Here is a 17,144-nt window from a genome sequence, read left to right on the forward strand (position 1 = left end):
CGATCACCGCCCACGCCTTCTCCGTCAACTCACCCCGACCAACCACGCCGCAATTCAACCGGACCGCAGCTAGATCACTTACAGGACACTCCCTAATAACGCGTGTCCGAAATCCGGGCTGTACCTCCCGAAGTCCCCCAATGAGGAGAATCATGGCTTCGCTGCTCACCGGCCGCCGCCGGTGGCTGGTCGCGGGCGCCCTCGGCGCCGCGCTGATCGCCGCCGCTCCGGTCGCCATCGCCGCCAGTGGTTCCGGCAACGCCGACGCGCGTTCGTCGGCCGGCACCGGTGACCGCACCAACGACGTCCGCTCGGCGATCCAGGGCGGCTCCGCCCGCAACGTCATCCTGTTCCTGGGTGACGGCATGGGCCAGTCCGAGATCACCTCCGCGCGCAACTACGAGCGCGGCGCCGCGGGCCGGCTCGCGATGGACGAGCTGCCGCTGACCGGCGACTACACGACCTACGCCGTCGAGCAGAACAACCCCGGCAAGCCGAACTACGTGACCGACTCGGCCGCGTCCGGCACCGGCTGGGCCACCGGCGTCAAGACCTACAACGGCGCCATCTCGGTCGACGCGTACGGCAACTCCGTGCCGACGATCCTCGAGCTCGCCAAGCGCGGCGGCCTGCGCACCGGCGACGTCACCACCGCCGAGGTCCAGGACGCCACCCCGGCCGTGCTGGGTGCCCACGTCGTCAGCCGTGACTGCAAGGGCCCGGTCGAGACGACCGCCAAGTGCGCCGTCAACGCCAAGGAGAAGGGCGGCGCCGGCTCGATCTCCGAGCAGCTCGTCCAGACCCGCCCCGACGTCCTGCTGGGCGGCGGTTCGGCGTACTTCGACCAGACGGTCACCGCCGGCAAGTTCAAGGGCAAGACCGTCCTCGACCAGGCCAAGGCGGCCGGCTACAACGTCGTGAACACCGCGGCGGACCTCGCGGCGGCCAAGAAGGGCAAGCCGGTCCTCGGCCTGTTCGCCAAGAACAACATGCCGGTGAACTGGACCGGCCCGGCCGCGGTCCACGGCGGCACCCCGCCGTCGCGCTGCACGCCGAACGCAGGCCTGCCGAAGACCCAGCCGAAGCTGGCCGACCAGACCCGCAAGGCGCTCGAGCTGCTCGACGACCGCCACTCGGACAAGGGCTTCTTCCTCCAGGTCGAGGGCGCGAGCATCGACAAGCAGGACCACGCCGCCGACCCGTGCGGCCAGATCGGCGAGACGATCGACTTCGACGCGGCGATCGCGGCGGGCACGGCGTTCGCCCGCAGCCACCCCGACACTCTGGTGCTGGTGACCGCCGACCACGGCCACAGCTCCCAGATCGTCGAGCCGACCGCCACCCCGGGCCTGACCGCGACGCTGGTCACCAACGAGGGCGCGAACATGACCCTGGCCTACGGCACCGCCGAGACCGGCGGCTCGCAGTCGCACACCGGCACCCAGGTCCGCATCGCGGCCATGGGCCCGCAGGCTGCGAACGTCGTCGGCCTGACCAACCAGACCGACCTGTTCGGCACCCTGAAGCGGGCCCTGCGCCTGCGCTGACCCGCTCGTGAGTGGTAATTCGGGTTAGAACCCGAATTACCACTCACGACGAGTGCGGTAGGGCTGGCCCCCGGAACGGTTCGGCGGCCTGCCCCAATGCCCCCTGGTGGTGGGCTCCCTAGGTTGGGGAGCACCACGACACCAGGGGGTTCTTTCATGCGGAAGTCCTTGCCCGGCAGGCGAGTCCTCGCGTGCGGCACGCTCGTCGCGCTCCTCGCGGCGACCACGGCGGCACCCGCGCTCGCCACCACCACGAACCCGCTGCAGCGGGCGCTGGACCGGGTCACCGCCCAGGGTGGCGCGCCCGGCGCCGAAGCCGTCGTCACCGACCACGGGCGCGTCACCGAGACGCGCAGCGGCGCCGGCGACCTGAGCACCGGGAAGCCGTACCCGCGGGACGCGAAGTTCCGCGTCGGCAGCGTCACCAAGACGTTCGTCGCGACGGTCGTCCTGCAGCTCGTCGGTGAGGGGAAGGTCAGGCTCGACGACCCGATCGAGCGTTACCTGCCCGGGCTGATCACCGGCAACGGCAACGACGGCCGGCAGATCACCGTGCGGAACCTGTTGCAGCACACCAGCGGCCTCTACAACTACACCGACGAGGTGCTGACGGAGGATCCCGAGTCCCTGCGCCACCGCGGCGCCGAGCCCGGCGAGCTGGTCGCGATCGCGCTGAAGCACGCGCCGCTGTTCGCGCCCGGCACCTCCTGGTCTTACTCGAACACCGACTACATCGTCGCCGGGATGCTCGTCGAAAAGGTCACCGGACGCGATCTCGCCACCGAGATCGACCGCCGGATCGCCCGGCCGCTGGGCCTGCGGGACACGGCGCTGCCCCGCCGTGGCGACGAGCGGCTGCCGGCGCCGCACCCGCGCGGGTACGTGTCACTCGGCGGACCCCCGGTCGACTTCACCGACTTCGACCCGTCGATCGCCGGTGCGGCGGGCGGGCTCGTGTCGAGCGGCCGGGACCTGGACACGTTCTTCTCGGCGTTGCTCGCCGGCCGGCTGCTGCCCGCCGCGCAGCTCGCGCAGATGCGGCGCACGGTCCCGGCGCCGAGCGAGCCGGGCGCCGACTACGGCCTCGGCCTGATCCGCCGGACCCTGCCGGACGGCACGCCGTACTGGGGCCACGACGGGGGCATCTTCGGCTTCGCCACGCTGGCGGGCGCCCTCGACGGCGGCCGGGCCGCCGCCGTGTCGGTCAACGAGCTCCCCACCCCCGACGGCGTGCAGCAGAACACCGAAACGGCTTTCGAGATCGCGCTGGCCCGCAGGTAGCACCGAATTTGTCGGTGCCTGCCGGTAAAGTCGAAAACGGGGGGCGCCCCGGCGGCCCTGCTCAGGGAAGCAGGTCGAGGGCCTCGGTCCACGGCCGCCCGACGTCGAGCCGGTGCAGCGTCACCCCGGCGCCCGCGAGGGCGTCGAGGTGGCGCTGCCACGCCGGGTGGTGCACCCGGGTGTCCTGGATCTGGTACGCCACCACGACCGTGATCCCGGGCGCGCCGAGGACGTCACCGAGCACGGTCAGCGCCTGGTTGTCCGCGATCCCCAGCGCCAGCTTCGCCACGGAGTTCGCCGACGCCGGGGCGAAGAGGAACACCGCAGGGTCCGGGTGCGGCCGCGGCTCCCCCGGTAGCCTCGACACACTGCGGACCGGCAAGTCGGTCGCGGCTTCGACGTCGGCGAGCGCGCCGGTCGACTCCAGCCACCGGTGAGCCGTCGGCGTCAGGGTGATCGCCGTCCGCCAGCCGCGGGCGGCGGCGGGCCGGACCAGCTCGGCGGCGAACCGGACGTCCAGCCCGCCGCACGAGCCGGCGACCAGCCCGAGATCTCTCACGGTTTGCGCAGCACGGCGCAGAACATCGCGTCGGTGCCGTGGCGGTGCGGCCAGAGCTGCACGTACGGCCCGTCCCCGAGCTCCGGCACTCCGGGGAAGAACTCCCGCGAGTCCAGCACCTCGGCCTTGAGCCGCCGCGCCGTCTCGCCGAGGACACCCTCGGTCTCGGCCAGGTGCGGCGAGCACACGACGTAGGTGAGCGCGCCGCCGGGCCGCAGCAGCGCGTACGCCGCCGTGATCAGCTCGCCCTGCAGCTTCGTCAGGTCCGCGACGTCGGACGGCTGCCGACGCCAGCGCGCCTCCGGCCGCCGCCGCAGCGCGCCGAGCCCGCTGCACGGCGCGTCGACGAGGATCCGGTCGTAGCCCGGCTCCAAGCCGCTCTCGCGCCCGTCGGCGACGTGCACCTTCACCGGCAGGCCACTGGTGGCCTTCTCGACGAGCTTCGCGCGGTGCGGCGCCTTCTCGACGGCGTCCACGGTCGCCCCGCTCAACGCGGCCAGCGCGCCGAGCAGCGCGGCCTTGCCGCCGGGGCCGGCGCACAGGTCGAGCCAGCGCTCGTCGGTGCCCTCGACGGGCACCTTCGTCGCGGCGATCGCGCAGAGCTGGCTGCCCTCGTCCTGCACCGCGGCCAGGCGTTCGCGGACCGGCTCGGCGTCGGCCGGGTCGCCGGCGCCCGCGGGCAGCCGCACGCCGTAGGGCGAGTACGGCGCCGGGTCGCCGCCGGTGATCGCGGCCAGCTCGTCGGCGCTGATCTCGCCGGGCCGGGCGACCAGGTGCACCTCGGGCCGCGCGTCGTCGGCTTCGAGGGCGGCCTTGAGGCCGGCGCCCTTGTCCCCCAGCGCTTCGGCGAACGAGCGGGCGATCCAGCGCGGGTGCGCGGTGCGCAGCGCATAGGCGCCGATGGGGTCGGCCCCCTCGTCCGGCGCCAGCTCGTCGAGCCAGGTCTGTTCGTCCTTTTCGGACACCTTGCGCATGATCGCGTTCGCGAAACCCGTGGCCCACGAACCGGCTTCGGCCCGCACCATGTCCACAGTGGACGTCACGGCGGCGTGCTCCGGGATGCGCGTGCGCAGCAGCTGGTAGGCGCCGAGGCGCAGCGCGTCCAGCACGGCCGGGTCGGTCTGGGACAGCGGGCGCTCGGCGCACGCGGCGATCACGGCGTCGAGCAGGCCCTGCGCCCGCGCGGTGCCGTAGGTCAGCTCGGTGGCCAGCGCGGCGTCCCGGCCGCCGATCCGCCGCTCGCGCAGCAGGTCCGGCAGGACGAGGTTGGCGTAGGCGTCCTTGGTCCGCACCGCGGCCAGGACGTCGAACGCGGCCTGCCGGGCCGGGTCCACCTCCGGCGGGCGGCGCGGGCCTTCCTTGCGCGGGGCCGGGCGGCCCCGCTGCGGCCGTGACGGCCGTCGTTCCCTGCTGTCGTTCACCGGAGGCGTTCTCCCTGGTCGATCCTGGTTCCGCGGGCCCAGTCGGTGGCCGCCATCCGTTTCTTGCCGGGCGCCTGCACCTCGCCGAGCCGCAGCGGCTTCGTCGCCGTGCCGACCAGCACCCGTTTGCGTTCGACCACGATCTCGCCCGGCGGCGGGCCGGGTTCGTCGAGCACCGTGACCGGGCCGAGCTTGAAGCGTTCCCCGCGGAACTCCGCCCACGCGCCCGGCTCCGGCGTGACCGACCGGATCTGCCGGTCGACCGCCGCAGCGGGGTCGGCGAAGGACACCCGCGCGTCTTCGACCGTCACCTTCGGCGCGTAGCTGAGCCCTTCGGCGGGCTGCTCGCGCGCGACCAGGCTGCCGTCGGCCAGACCGTCCATGGTGGACAGCAGCAGCTTGGCGCCGGACTCCGCCAGCCGGCCGAGCAGGCCGCCCGCGGTGTCGGTCGCGCCGATCGTCTCGGTGACCACACCGAAGACCGGGCCCGCGTCCAGCTCCTTGACGATCCGGAAGGTCGACGCGCCGGTGATCTCGTCCCCGGCGCGGATCGCGGCCTGCACCGGCGCGGCCCCGCGCCACGCGGGCAGCAGCGAGAAGTGCAGGTTCACCCAGCCGAGGCGCGGGATGTCGAGGGCGGCCTGCGGCAGCAGCGCACCGTAGGCGACGACCGGGCAGGCGTCCGGCGCGAGCTCGGTGAGCCGGGCGAGGAAGGCCGGGTCACCGGCGCGCGCGGGCGTCAGGACCTCGATGCCGTGCTCGTCGGCGAGCGCGCCGACGGGTGACCGGACGACCCGGCGCCCGCGCCCGGCCTGGGCATCGGGCCGGGTGACGACGGCGACGATCTCGTGCCGCCCGGAGTCGAGCAGGGCGCGGAGCGCGGGGACCGCCGGATCGGGGGTGCCGGCGAAGACGAGCTTCATCGGCCCACCCCCGGCGGGAGCGGGGAGGATTCACGTGGCTGGAACATCGCGCCCGAGTCTAGAAGGCCCCGATGATCACGGCGCGCTCGCGCCCGGCGGAAACCGGGCGACAGCCCGTGCGGGCCCGGCTAGCGTCGCCGGCATGCCCACCCCGACGTGGCGCCCCCTCACCCACGAGGACGCCCGAGCCGCCGCCGACCTGCTCAACGCGATGGAGTCCGTGGACCGGATCGGCGAGCACTACACCGCGGAAGACACCCTCACCGAGCTGGTTGACCCGTACGCGGACCTGACGCTCGGGAGCCTCGCGGCCTTCGACGGCAACGTGATGATCGGCTACACGAAGATCCGCTTCAAGCCGTCGGCCGGCGAGGTCCACCGGGTCTTCCTGGACGGCGGGGTGCACCCGTCGTACCGCCGCCGGGGCATCGGTACCACGCTCGTCGAGGCCGGGGTGGTCGCCGCGAAGGTCCTCCACGAACGGCACCACCCGGGCCTGCGGCTCGCGGTGGAAGTCCACCGGCCCGAGCACATCGCCGGGCTGGCCGAGCTGATGCGGTCCCGTGGCTTCGCGCCGGTCCGGCACTTCCGGCGCATGGAACACCCGCTCGGCGAGGTCACGCCGGTGGATGCGCGGATCGAGCCGTGGTCGGAGCGGACCGACGAGGACTTCCGGCGCGTCCGGAACGCGGCGTTCGAGGGCTGCTGGGGTGCGGCGCCGATGCCCGCGGACCTGTGGCGGAACAAGATCGTCAACCAGACGTTCCGGCCTGAGGTCAGCTTCCTCTACCGCGACGCGAACGGGGAGCCGGTCGGCCTGCTCGTGACGCTGTCCTGGGACGCCGACACCGAGGCCACGGGCCTCCGCGACGCGCACTTCATGGTCGTCGGGACGCTGCCGGACCACCGCAAGCGCGGTATCGCGGCCGCCCTGCTGGCGCACGCGTTGCACGCCGCGAAGGAGCAGGGTTACGACCAGGCGAGCCTGGTGGTGGACTCGGCGAGCCCGTCCGGCGCCTCCGGGGTGTTCGAGCGGGCCGGGTTCATCCCGAAGGCGCCGTACGTCCGCTGGGCTCTCGAAGCCTGAGCTACCAGTGCGCGGGCCACACCACCTGGGCCGAGCCGATCCCGCGGCGGACCGGTTCCGCCGCCGCCAGCCAGCGGCCGTCGCGCAGCCGCTCCACGCCCGTCGCCGCGCCGATCTCCGCCGGCGCCGTCGAGAAGCCCTGGCCGCGGGCCCTGAGCGCCGCCGTCTCCGGCAGGTCCAGGAACTGCTGCTCGACCTGGGCCTGGGCCGAGTTCCGCTGCGACGCGCGCGGCGCCGCGATGGCGTCCTCGAGCGACAGGCCGCGGTCGATCCGGCCGGTCAGCACCTGCAGCACCGTCGTGATGATCGACGCGCCGCCCGGCGAACCCGTGGCGAAGAACGGGCGGCCGTCCTTGAGCACGATCGTCGGCGCCATCGAGGAGCGCGGCCGCTTGCCCGGGCCGGGCAGGTTCGGGTCGGGCACGCCCGGCGTCACCGGCGTGAACGAGAAGTCGGTCAGCTCGTTGTTGAGCAGGAACCCGCGGCCCGGCACGACGATCCCGCTGCCGCCCTCCTGCTCGATGGTCAGCGTGTAGGCGACGACGTTGCCCCACTTGTCGGCGACGGTCAGGTGCGTCGTGTTCTCACCCTCGTACGGCGTCGGCGCGCCGGTGGTCCCGGCCGCGCACGGCGTCGGGTGCCGCGGGTCGGCGGGCGCGACCGGGCTCGTCGCGGCCTTGTCCTTCGAGATCAGGCAGGCCCGCGTGTCGGCGAAGCGCTGGCTCAGCAGCTCCTTGGCCGGGACGTCGATGACGGCGGGGTCGCCGATCCAGCGGTTGCGGTCGGCGAAGGCGAACCGCGTCGACTCCAGGAAGTACTGCAGGTAGTCGGCCTTGCTCGCGTGCCTGAGGTCGTAGTTCTCGAGGATGTTGAGCGCCTCGCCGACGGTGAGCCCGCCCGAGGACGGCGCCGGCATGCCGTAGACGTCCAGACCGCGGTACTCCGCGTGGGTCGGCGTGCGCTCGATCGCCCGGTAGTCGGCGATGTCGCGCGCGGTGAGCTTGCCGGGCCGCACGTTCAGCGTCGACGCCGGGTCCTTCGGCGGCTGCTGGACGGTCTTGGCGATGTCCGCGCCGATCGGGCCCCGGTAGAGCGCGTCGACTCCGCGGCGCTCGAGCTGTGCGTAGGTGTCCGCGAGGTCGGGGTTCCGGAAGACCGTCCCGGGCGCCGGCGGCGCGCCGTTCGGCAGGTACAGCGACCGCGTCGACGGGAACGCGGAGAACCGCGCGGCGTTGTTCGCGATCTGCGTCTGGAACGTCGGGTCGACGACAAAACCCTTGCGCGCCAGGTCTTCCGCGGGCTTCAGGGACTTCGCGAGCGAGCGCGTCCCCCACTTGCGCAGGGCTTCGGACCACGTCGCGGGGGTGCCGGGCACGCCGACGCTGAGCCCGCTCGTGACGGCGTCGTTGAACGGCAGCGGCTGGCCGTTTTCGACGAAGAGGTTCGCGTCGGCGGACTTCGGCGCGGTCTCGCGACCGTCCAGTGTGTGCACGCGGTGCGTCTTCGCGTCGTAGTAGACGAAGAACCCGCCCCCGCCGACGCCGGCGGAGAACGGGTCGGTGACGCCGAGCGCGGCGGCGACCGCGACGGCCGCGTCCACGGCGTTGCCGCCGTCGCGCAGGACCTTGGTGCCGACCGCGGTGGCGTCGGCGTCGATGCTGGCCACGGCGCCGCCGAAGCCGACCGCGACCGGCGACTTCGGGGTGGGCGTGGCGGCGGAGGCGGGTCCGGCCGCGACGCCCGTGGCGAGCACGGCGGTGGCGGCGATGAGGAGGACGCGGCGGCGTCTGAGCGGCGGCATGCGGGCGAGTCTGCCCCTCGCACCGGCCGCCTTCAAGACGCCAAAGGGGCCGGTTCGCCCGCTTTGTCAACTTTTCACGTGATTCAGGGGGGTCGGAAATTAAATCACATGGAGCAGTGACGTTGTGGTCCCCGGCGTAACAGAATCATGCGGCGCGGCCTGCACACCGCGCACCGCGAGGGTGATTCGAAGGGAACAACTCAAGATGACTGCACCACGACGGTGGCGCCGCCTGCTCGGCGCCGCACTCGCGGTCTCGACCTCCCTGCTGGTCGTGACCACCGCCGGCGCCTCGGCTTCACCGGGGCTGCCGGACCAGGACGCGTCGGACAACCACGAGATGGGCGCGGCGATCCGCGCCCACGACGGAGTGCCCCCGGCGGGGCTCGCGCCGGCGTCGGTGGACGCGAGCGTCCCCGGCATCGACGTCAGCTCCTACCAGGGCAACGTCAACTGGGCGTCGTACTGGAGCGCGGGCAAGAAGTTCGCCTACGTCAAGGCGACCGAGGGCACCGGCTACCAGAACGCCTACTTTTCCCAGCAGTACACGGGGTCCTACAACGTGGGCATGATCCGCGGCGCGTACCACTACGGCCGCCCGGACACCTCGGGCGGCGCGGCCCAGGCCGACTACTTCGTCGCCCACGGCGGCAACTGGTCGAAGGACGGCAAGACGCTCCCGGGCACGCTCGACATCGAGTGGGGCCCGAACAACGCCTGCTACGGCAAGACGCCGGCCCAGATGGTGGCGTGGATCAAGGCGTTCAGCGACGAGTACCACGCGAAGACGACCCGCTGGCCGGTGATCTACACGGCGACGAGCTGGTGGAGCCAGTGCACGGGCAACACGGGCGACTTCAGCTCGACTAACCCGTTGTGGGTGGCGCGGTACGCGTCGTCGGCCGGGACGCTGCCGTACAAGTGGGGTTTCTACACGTTCTGGCAGTACAGCTCTTCGCCGATCGACCAGGACTCGTTCAGCGCGGACATTTCGCGCCTGAAGGTGCTGGCGACGGGCTGATCCCGACTTCCGCGGGTTACGCGGGTGGCGCGGTCGGCGGAAGACTCGACCGCGTCACCCACGCCGTGGAGGGAAACCCGTGCGCCTGACCGCCCTGCTCCCCCTGCTCGCCGCCGTTCCGCTCTTCGCCTTCCCCGCCGTGGCCGGCGCCGCGCCCGGGTGCTTCGACGCCGGTGTTCCGCTGACCGTGGAGGAACAGCGGCTCACCGCTTCCCTGCCGGCCGGCGGGCCTGCCGTCGGGCCCGAGCTCGTGCGGCTGGCCGGGTTCGATCCCCTGGTCGCCGAGGTGAAGCGCGACCTCTGCGCGGCGCGCACCCCGCGTCGGGCCGAGCGGGTGGCCACCCAGGCCGGCGGTCGGCTGTGGCGGACGGCGGTCGACCGCGCGCAGGGGCGCCGTCCGGACCTCGGGACGCTCGACCGCTTCGACGACCGGCCGCTGTACTGGGCGCGGCTGCAGCTCAGCAGCGCGCTGCGGCAGTGGAAGCCGGCGTTTTCCCTACCGGACCGCACTTCCCTGCTGACGGCGTTCGACCGCGGCTCGCGCGGCCTCGACGACGTCCGGTTCCCGCTCGGGAAGACGCGGCGGGTCATGGTGAGCGGCTTCGACCCGTTCCAGCTCGACGGCCCGGGCCTGACCATCTCGAACCCGGCCGGGGCGTCGGCGCTGCAGCTGGACGGCCGGGTGCTGGACACGCCGTCCGGGCGCGCGGTGGTGCAGGCGGTGAGCTTTCCGGTGGTGTGGGGCTACTTCGACGAGGGAATCGTCGAAGCGGCGTACGGCACGGCGTTGCGCGACCGCGCGCGGCGGCCGGACGTGGTGCTGACGATCAGCCAGGGCCGTCCGGGCCGCTTCGACATCGAACGCTGGGCCGGCGCGTGGCGCGGCGGGTTCCCGGACAACAACAACGTGTCAGTCACCGGCGGGGTCCCGCCGGCGGCGGGCTGGCCGCAGCCGGACGTCCAGTTCATCGAGACGACCCTGCCGTACCAGCGGATGCTGGCCGCGCCCGCCGGCGCGTACCCGGTGAACTTCAACCAGGCGTTCTGCGTGTGGCCGGATTCTTCGCACCCGGGCACCGGAACGCCGGTGTGCCGCTCGGACGCCCCGGCGCCGGGCGAGATCGCGGCGTCGGGCGGCGGTGGGAACTACCTGTCGAACGAATCGATGTTCCGCGCGAACCGCGTCCGGCTGGGGCTGGGCCTGACGTCGGTGGCGGGCGGGCACCTGCACACCCCGGTGCTGGGCCAGCCGGCCGACCCGGCGGCGCTGACGGACCCCGCTTTCGAGTCCCGCCGCCAGGCGATCGCGGCGCAGGTGATCACGTTGGCGACCGCGGCGGCGGATGCTTCTTCCGCGGCGATCCCGGTCCAGGCAACGGAATCCCCGCGGGTGGCGGTGGAGTCCCTGCCGGGCACAGTCCTTCCGGGCTGAGCCACCGTGCTTGAAAGGTCGACACGCGTGTTTGAAGGGTCGACACGGGCTAGATGAGGTCCAGGGGGTCGAGCTGGATGCGGATCGGCTCCGTGGCCTTCCGGGCGTCCCGGCGCGCCGCCGCCGCGTGGATTTCGGCCGCCAGTGCCTTTCCCTCCGCTCGGGACACGCGCACCAACGCCCGTTCGCGCGAAGCGTTGCCCTCTTCGTCCACCTCGCCCAGCGGGACCGGGCCGAGGACCTCTCCCGACGACGGCAGCGGCAGGTCGTCCAGTGCGGCAGCCACCGCGTCCGGGCTGCCCTCCACGCTCGCCATGCGCATCGCCGGAGGGAAGCCCAGCTCCTGGCGCTCGGCCAGCTCCTGGGCCGCGTGCCAGGCCGGGTCCCAGCGGACCAGTGCCTGGACCACCGGCATCCCCGCCTCCGCGCCGACGATCACGCGGCCGCCCGACGACGACGGGCGCACCAAGGCCGCCGCTGCCATCCAGCGGCGCAGGGCCTCCTCCGCCGCCCGCAGGTCCTGGCGGCCGAGCAGCGCCCAGCCGTCCAGCAGCAGCGCCGCGCCGTAGCCGCCTTCCGCCACCGGTTCCGCTCCCGGCGTGCACACCACCAGCGCCGGTTTGCCCGGCACCGAGGCCAGGACCTCCGACGCTCCGGACGTGCGGACCGGGATGCCCGGGAACGCGCGGCCGAGCTCCTCCGCCGTCCGCTTCGCGCCGACGATCACCGCGCGCAGCCGGACCGAGCCGCACGCCGTGCAGCGGAACGCCGTCTCCGGGACGCCGCACCAGCGGCACGCCGGGGGTTTCGGCTGGCCGTCGATCGAGCCGCCGGGCAGGGCCAGCGGTCCGGCGCACCGGCGGCAGTGTGCGGGCGTGCGGCAGTTTCCGCAGGCCAGGCCCGGCACGTACCCGCGCCGTGGCACCTGCACCAGCGTCGGGTGGCCCGCCGCGAACGCCTGCCGCGCGGCCTCGAACGCCACCGCGGGCAGCCGGGCGACGCGGGCGGCCTCGTCGCGGGCGACGTCGAAGTCCTCGCCGACCGGTGTGACGCGCGGGGCGGCCGAGCGCAGCACCGTGCGGTCCGCCAGCACCGGCGCCGCCCAGCCGGACTCGACGAGCAGCTGGGCCTCCGCCGTCCTGGCGAACCCGCCGACCAGCAGGGACGCCTTCGCCGCGTGGGCGCGATCCATCAGCACGTCCCGGACGTGCGGGTACGGCGCGTGCTGGTCGAGGTGCAGGTCGTCGCCGTCGTCCCAGACGGCGAACAGGCCCGGGTCGTGGACCGGCGCGAACATCGCCGCGCGTGTCCCGACCACCACGCGCACCGCGCCGCGCAGCACCGCCAGCCAGCGCCGGTACCGCTCGGCGGGCCCGAGCCCGGCGATCAGCGCCACGACGCCTTCCTCGCCCACCAGCGAAGCGCACGCCTCGTGCACCCGCGTCAGGTCGCGGTGGTCGGGCACCACCAGCACCGCGCCGCGGCCCGCCGCGGCCACGGACGCCGCCGCTTCGGCGAGCCGGCGCGGCCAGTCCTCACCCGGCAGGGCCTGCCAGACGGCGTTCGCGGGCTTGCCCTCGGCCAGCGCCTCCAGGAACGCCGGGCCACGCTGGTAGCGCGCCCAGGCCGTGGTGTCCGGCGCCTCCGGGAGCGCCGCCGGCGGCAGCGGCGGCTCGCCTTCGACCTTCGCGTGCCGCGGCGGGATCGCCAGCCGCAGGACGTCCGACAGCGTGCCGCCGTAGCGGTCGGCGACCGCGCGGCACAGCCCGCGCAGCGACGGCGGCAGCACCGGCTCGGCCGAGGTGACGCGGTCCAGGAACGCCAGCTTCCGGTCGTAGTCGCTGGACTCGCCCCGCTCGACCAGGTACCCGTCGACGAGCTGCCCGGCGAACCGGACGCGCACCCGGCAACCGGGCACGGCGGTCTCGTGCAGCTTCTCCGGCACCAGGTAGTCGAACGTGCGGTCCAGGTGCGCCAGGGGGATGTCGACGACGATCCGCGCGACCGGCCGCTCGGGCGCGGGCGACTGGGCGCCCTTCGCCTTCTGCCCCGGCTTCGGTTTCCGGGCACGCGACGGCGCCGCCTGAGCGGCGGGCGGCTTCTCCGGGAGGTCCCAGAGAGCGGCGGGCTCGGAGCTACTCACGCCGTGATCTCTACCAGACCCCTCCGACACCCCGGACGCCAGGAAGGCCACCTCGACGGGGGTCGAGGTGGCCTTCACCGGATCGTGCGTCAGGCTCCCGCGGCGTTCTTCAGCGCCTCGGCGCGGGCGGTGCTCTCCCACGGCAGGCCGAGCTCGGGACGGCCGAAGTGGCCGTACGCCGCTGTCGGGGCGTAGATCGGGCGCAGCAGGTCGAGGTCGCGGATGATCGCCGCCGGCCGCAGGTCGAAGACCTCGGTGATGGCCTGCTGGATCTTCGACGGGTCGACCGTCTCGGTCCCGAACGTCTCGACGAACAGGCCCACCGGGGCCGCCTTGCCGATCGCGTACGCGACCTGGACCTCGGTGCGCGTGGCCAGCCCGGCCGCGACGACGTTCTTCGCCACCCAGCGCATCGCGTACGCGGCGGAGCGGTCGACCTTGGACGGGTCCTTGCCCGAGAACGCGCCACCGCCGTGGCGGGCCATGCCGCCGTAGGTGTCGACGATGATCTTGCGCCCGGTCAGGCCGGCGTCGCCCATCGGGCCGCCGATGACGAAGCGGCCGGTCGGGTTGACCAGCAGCCGCGCGCCGGAGGTGTCGATGCCCAGGCCCTCGAGCTCGGGCGCGACGACGTGCTCCTTGACGTCGACGCCGAGCATGCGGTCGAGGTCGATGCCGTCCGCGTGCTGGGTCGACACGACGACGGTGTCGAGGCGCACCGGCTGGTCGCCGGCGTACTCGATGGTCACCTGGGTCTTGCCGTCCGGGCGCAGGTACGGCAGCACGCCGTCCTTGCGGACCGCGGTCAGCCGCTTGGACAGGCGGTGGGCCAGCGCGATCGGCAGCGGCATCAGCTCGGGGGTGTCCGAGCAGGCGTAGCCGAACATCAGGCCCTGGTCGCCGGCGCCCTGGCGGTTGATCTCGTCCTCGACCGAGGACCCTGTCTCGACCCGTGCCTCATACGCGGTGTCGACGCCCTGGGCGATGTCGGGCGACTGGGAGCCGATCGCGACGTTGACGCCGCACGAGTTGCCGTCGAAGCCCTTGGCCGACGAGTCGTACCCGATCTTCAGGATGACGTCGCGGACGATCGTGGGGATGTCGGCGTACGCCTCCGTGGTCACCTCGCCCGCCACGTGGACCTGGCCGGTGGTGATCAGGGTCTCGACCGCGACGCGGCTGCGCGGGTCCTTCGACAGGAGCCCGTCGAGGATCGAGTCGCTGATGGCGTCACAAATCTTGTCGGGGTGCCCTTCGGTCACCGACTCCGAGGTGAACAATCTGCTGCTAGACGCGGTCACGGTGGCCGTCACTTCCTCACCTAGACGTCGGATGCCCGGCAAGTTAGGCACCCCTTAATTAGTGCAAGCGTACTGACTATCGCTCTGGGGACAGTCAACGCTTCATGAAGCTCACAACAGCGTCCCACAACGTGGACGCGAGTTCGGCCTTCGCACCGAGAGGTATAGGGATTTCCGTGCCGTCGGATCCGAGCAGCCAGCCCGAATTGTCCTCCGTGCCGAACGCCTTGCCGTCGCCGACGGCGTTGACGACCAGCAGGTCGGCGCCCTTGCGCTTGAGCTTCACGCGGGCGTGGTCGAGAACGCTACCGTGCTCGTCGCCGGTCTCCGCGGCGAACCCGACGACCACCTGACCGGGCCGCCGGCCCCGCACCAGCTCGGCCAGGATGTCGGCGTTGCGGTCCAGCGTGAGCACGGGATCCGGCTGGTCATCGGACTTCTTGATCTTGACGTCGGCCCGGGTCGCCGGCCGGAAGTCGGCGACGGCGGCGGCCATCACGAGGACGTCGGCCACGGCGGCTTCGGCGTGCATGGCCTGCCGCAGCTCTTCGGCCGTCGAGACGTGCTTCACGACCGCGCCCGCCGGGTCGGGCAGCGCGATCGTGTGCGCCGTGACCAGCGTGACCTCGGCGCCGCGCTGCGCGGCGACGCGGGCCAGCGCGTACCCCTGCTTGCCGGAGGAACGGTTGCCCAGGTAACGGACCGGATCCAGCGGTTCGCGGGTGCCGCCGGCCGAGACGACCACGCGGACGCCTTCGAGGTCACGGGCTAGTGCGTCCGGCCTGGCCAGCAGCAACCGGGCGAGGTCGACGATCTCGGCGGGGTTCGCGAGGCGGCCCTTGCCGGTGTCGACACCGGTCAGCCGGCCGGAGTCCGGCTCGGCGACCGTCACGCCGCGTGAGCGCAGGACGGCAACATTCTCGCGGGTTGCCGGGTGCTCCCACATCTCGGTATGCATCGCCGGAAAAAAGGCAACCGGGCACCGGGCGGTGAGCAACGTGGTGGTCAGCAGGTCGTCCGCGAGGCCGTGGGCGGCCTTCGCGAGGAGGTTCGCCGTCGCCGGGACGACCAGGACGAGGTCGGCCTCCTTGCCGACGCGGACGTGCTGGACCTCGGGCACCTCGGTGAACACGCCGGTGTGCACCGGGTGCCCCGAGAGAGCCTCGAAGGTGGCCGCGCCGACGAAGTTCAGCGCGGCTTCGGTGGGTACCACGCGGACGTCGTGACCGGACTCGGTCAGCCCCCGCAGGACCTCACAGGCCTTGTAGGCGGCGATGCCGCCGCCCACGCCCAGGACGACCTTGGGTTTACTCACCCTCGGTGTGCTCGAGCAGGCCACCGTGGATCTCGCGCAGCGCGATCGAGAGCGGCTTCTCGCGCGGGCCCGGCTCGACGAGCGGGCCGACGTACTCGAGCAGGCCCTCGCCCAGCTGGGCGTAGTAGTCGTTGATCTGGCGGGCACGCTTGGCCGAGTAGATCACCAGCGCGTACTTCGAGCTGACCTTCTCGAGCAGGTCGTCGATCGGCGGGTTGGTGATGCCCTCGAGCTCTTCGTGCAGCGTCGCCTGAGTCGTCACTCTTGGTGCTCCGAATCTGTGGGACTACCGGCGGCAAACTGCTCGCCGGTAATCAAGTTTAGCAAGTGCTCAGCGGCCTCCCGCACGTCGGCGTTGACGAGGCGGTGGTCGAACTCGCCGGCGGCGGCCAGCTCACGCTCCGCTTCCGCCAGCCGCGCCTTGACGGCGGCCTCGTTCTCCGTGCCGCGTCCGGTGAGCCGGCCGACCAGCTCGTCCCACGACGGCGGCATCAGCATCACCAGCCGGGCCTCCGGCATCGCCGCGCGGACCTGGCGCGCGCCCTGCAGTTCGATCTCCAGGACCGCCGGGCGCCCTTCGGCGAGGGCCTTCTCGACCGGCTCGCGCGGGGTGCCGTAGCAGTTGCCCGCGAACTCGGCCCACTCGAGCAGCCTGCCGTCGTCGACCATCGCGTCGAACTCGGGACGGTCGACGAAGTGGTAGTGCGCGCCGTCGACCTCGCCGGGCCGCGGCTTGCGCGTGGTGACCGAAACGCTGAAGTAGACGTCGGGCTCGAGCTTGCGCAGCTCCCCCACCACGCTCGACTTCCCGACCCCCGAAGGCCCCGATACGACGGTGAGCCGGTGCCGGGGGAAGTCCCCCGCCACCGGCTCACTGCCGCGGTCGGTGCCCGGGTTCACCGGGTGGTCACGACCGACGCCGTTCACTCGCCGCTGAACTCGGCCAGCAGCGCCTTGCGCTGCCGGTCGCCGAGGCCGCGGAGACGACGGCTGGGGGCGATCTCCAGTCGTTCCATGGTCTGCTGGGCGCGGACCTTGCCGACGCCCGGAAGGGCCTCGAGCAGAGCCGAAACCTTCATCTTGCCGAGGACTTCGTTTTCCTCGGCCTGCTTCAGCACGTCGACCAGAGTGGTACCGCCCCGCTTCAGCCGCTCCTTCAGCTCAGCACGGATCTTGCGAGCAGCGGCGGCCTTCTCCAGCGCCGCAGCGCGCTGTTCCTCTGTCAGCTGGGGAAGTGCCACGTTTTCCTCCGGTAGTTCTCAAATCTGGGTGGGTGACGCGACGGTACCCACCCGTGAGCACCGGCCACAATG

General features: G+C 72.8%; 15 protein-coding genes. 5 read left to right on the forward strand and 10 right to left on the reverse strand.

Translation table 11 applies throughout. The features are described 5' to 3' along the window. Positions 1-152 precede the first annotated feature (152 nt). Both phoA and ACZ61C_RS15465 read left to right on the forward strand, forming a co-directional pair. The gene (gene phoA / locus ACZ61C_RS15460; protein ID WP_465307070.1) at positions 153-1,547 is read left to right on the forward strand and encodes an alkaline phosphatase; all 1,395 of its coding nucleotides are present in this window, start codon (positions 153-155) and stop codon (positions 1,545-1,547) included. 156 nt (positions 1,548-1,703) lie between these two features. After that, positions 1,704-2,828, forward strand: a complete 1,125-nt coding sequence (locus tag ACZ61C_RS15465) for a serine hydrolase domain-containing protein (protein WP_465307072.1) — start codon at positions 1,704-1,706, stop codon at positions 2,826-2,828. A gap of 61 nt (positions 2,829-2,889) precedes the next feature. Here ACZ61C_RS15465 and ACZ61C_RS15470 read toward each other — a convergent pair whose 3' ends face one another. Genes ACZ61C_RS15470 through fmt form a run of 3 tightly spaced genes read right to left on the reverse strand, consistent with a single transcriptional unit; the run spans position 2,890 to position 5,731 of the window. Further along, positions 2,890-3,387: a flavoprotein gene (locus ACZ61C_RS15470; protein WP_465307074.1), complete on the reverse strand. Its 498-nt coding sequence runs from the start codon at positions 3,385-3,387 to the stop codon at positions 2,890-2,892. Beyond that, positions 3,384-4,808, reverse strand: coding sequence for an RsmB/NOP family class I SAM-dependent RNA methyltransferase (locus ACZ61C_RS15475; protein ID WP_465307076.1), 1,425 nt, complete (start codon positions 4,806-4,808; stop codon positions 3,384-3,386). Before ACZ61C_RS15475 ends, ACZ61C_RS15470 begins: the two co-directional genes overlap by 4 nt. Next, positions 4,805-5,731 (reverse strand): methionyl-tRNA formyltransferase, encoded by a 927-nt coding sequence (fmt, locus tag ACZ61C_RS15480; protein WP_465307078.1) that lies wholly within the window; start codon positions 5,729-5,731, stop codon positions 4,805-4,807. The genes ACZ61C_RS15475 and fmt overlap by 4 nt, the downstream gene beginning before the upstream one ends. 142 nt (positions 5,732-5,873) lie before the next feature. Between fmt and ACZ61C_RS15485 the strand changes: the two genes are divergently transcribed. After that, positions 5,874-6,818, forward strand: coding sequence for a GNAT family N-acetyltransferase (locus tag ACZ61C_RS15485; protein ID WP_465307080.1), 945 nt, complete (start codon positions 5,874-5,876; stop codon positions 6,816-6,818). Position 6,819: 1 nt separating this feature from the next. On the opposite strand, the gene ggt is transcribed toward ACZ61C_RS15485, so the two are convergent. Beyond that, positions 6,820-8,619 carry a gamma-glutamyltransferase gene (ggt, locus tag ACZ61C_RS15490; RefSeq protein ID WP_465307082.1) on the reverse strand — a complete coding sequence of 600 codons (1,800 nt, stop codon included), beginning with the start codon at positions 8,617-8,619 and terminating at the stop codon, positions 6,820-6,822. Positions 8,620-8,824: 205 nt separating this feature from the next. Here ggt and ACZ61C_RS15495 point away from each other — a divergent pair, with 205 nt between their 5' ends. Continuing rightward, a complete protein-coding gene (locus tag ACZ61C_RS15495) occupies positions 8,825-9,640 on the forward strand; it encodes a lysozyme (protein WP_465307084.1) in 816 nt (271 codons plus the stop codon). A gap of 79 nt (positions 9,641-9,719) precedes the next feature. Then, a complete protein-coding gene (locus ACZ61C_RS15500; protein WP_465307086.1) occupies positions 9,720-11,072 on the forward strand; it encodes a pyroglutamyl-peptidase I in 1,353 nt (450 codons plus the stop codon). 49 nt (positions 11,073-11,121) lie between these two features. Here ACZ61C_RS15500 and ACZ61C_RS15505 read toward each other — a convergent pair whose 3' ends face one another. The 6 genes from ACZ61C_RS15505 to mihF form a co-directional block, all read right to left on the reverse strand. Continuing rightward, complete coding sequence (locus tag ACZ61C_RS15505; RefSeq protein WP_465307088.1) at positions 11,122-13,215, reverse strand: primosomal protein N'; 2,094 nt, start codon at positions 13,213-13,215, stop codon at positions 11,122-11,124. Positions 13,216-13,304: 89 nt separating this feature from the next. Further along, positions 13,305-14,516 carry a methionine adenosyltransferase gene (gene metK / locus ACZ61C_RS15510; RefSeq protein ID WP_465308232.1) on the reverse strand — a complete coding sequence of 404 codons (1,212 nt, stop codon included), beginning with the start codon at positions 14,514-14,516 and terminating at the stop codon, positions 13,305-13,307. 94 nt (positions 14,517-14,610) lie between these two features. After that, a complete protein-coding gene (gene coaBC / locus ACZ61C_RS15515) occupies positions 14,611-15,831 on the reverse strand; it encodes a bifunctional phosphopantothenoylcysteine decarboxylase/phosphopantothenate--cysteine ligase CoaBC (RefSeq protein ID WP_465307090.1) in 1,221 nt (406 codons plus the stop codon). Further along, the gene (gene rpoZ / locus ACZ61C_RS15520; protein WP_005152353.1) at positions 15,824-16,093 is read right to left on the reverse strand and encodes a DNA-directed RNA polymerase subunit omega; all 270 of its coding nucleotides are present in this window, start codon (positions 16,091-16,093) and stop codon (positions 15,824-15,826) included. The genes coaBC and rpoZ overlap by 8 nt, the downstream gene beginning before the upstream one ends. After that, positions 16,090-16,758, reverse strand: a complete 669-nt coding sequence (gene gmk, locus ACZ61C_RS15525) for a guanylate kinase (protein WP_465307092.1) — start codon at positions 16,756-16,758, stop codon at positions 16,090-16,092. Before gmk ends, rpoZ begins: the two co-directional genes overlap by 4 nt. After that, positions 16,755-17,072, reverse strand: coding sequence for an integration host factor, actinobacterial type (gene mihF, locus ACZ61C_RS15530; RefSeq protein WP_013224622.1), 318 nt, complete (start codon positions 17,070-17,072; stop codon positions 16,755-16,757). Before mihF ends, gmk begins: the two co-directional genes overlap by 4 nt. Positions 17,073-17,144 lie beyond the last annotated feature (72 nt).

The organism is Amycolatopsis sp. NPDC104587, from assembly GCF_055583645.1.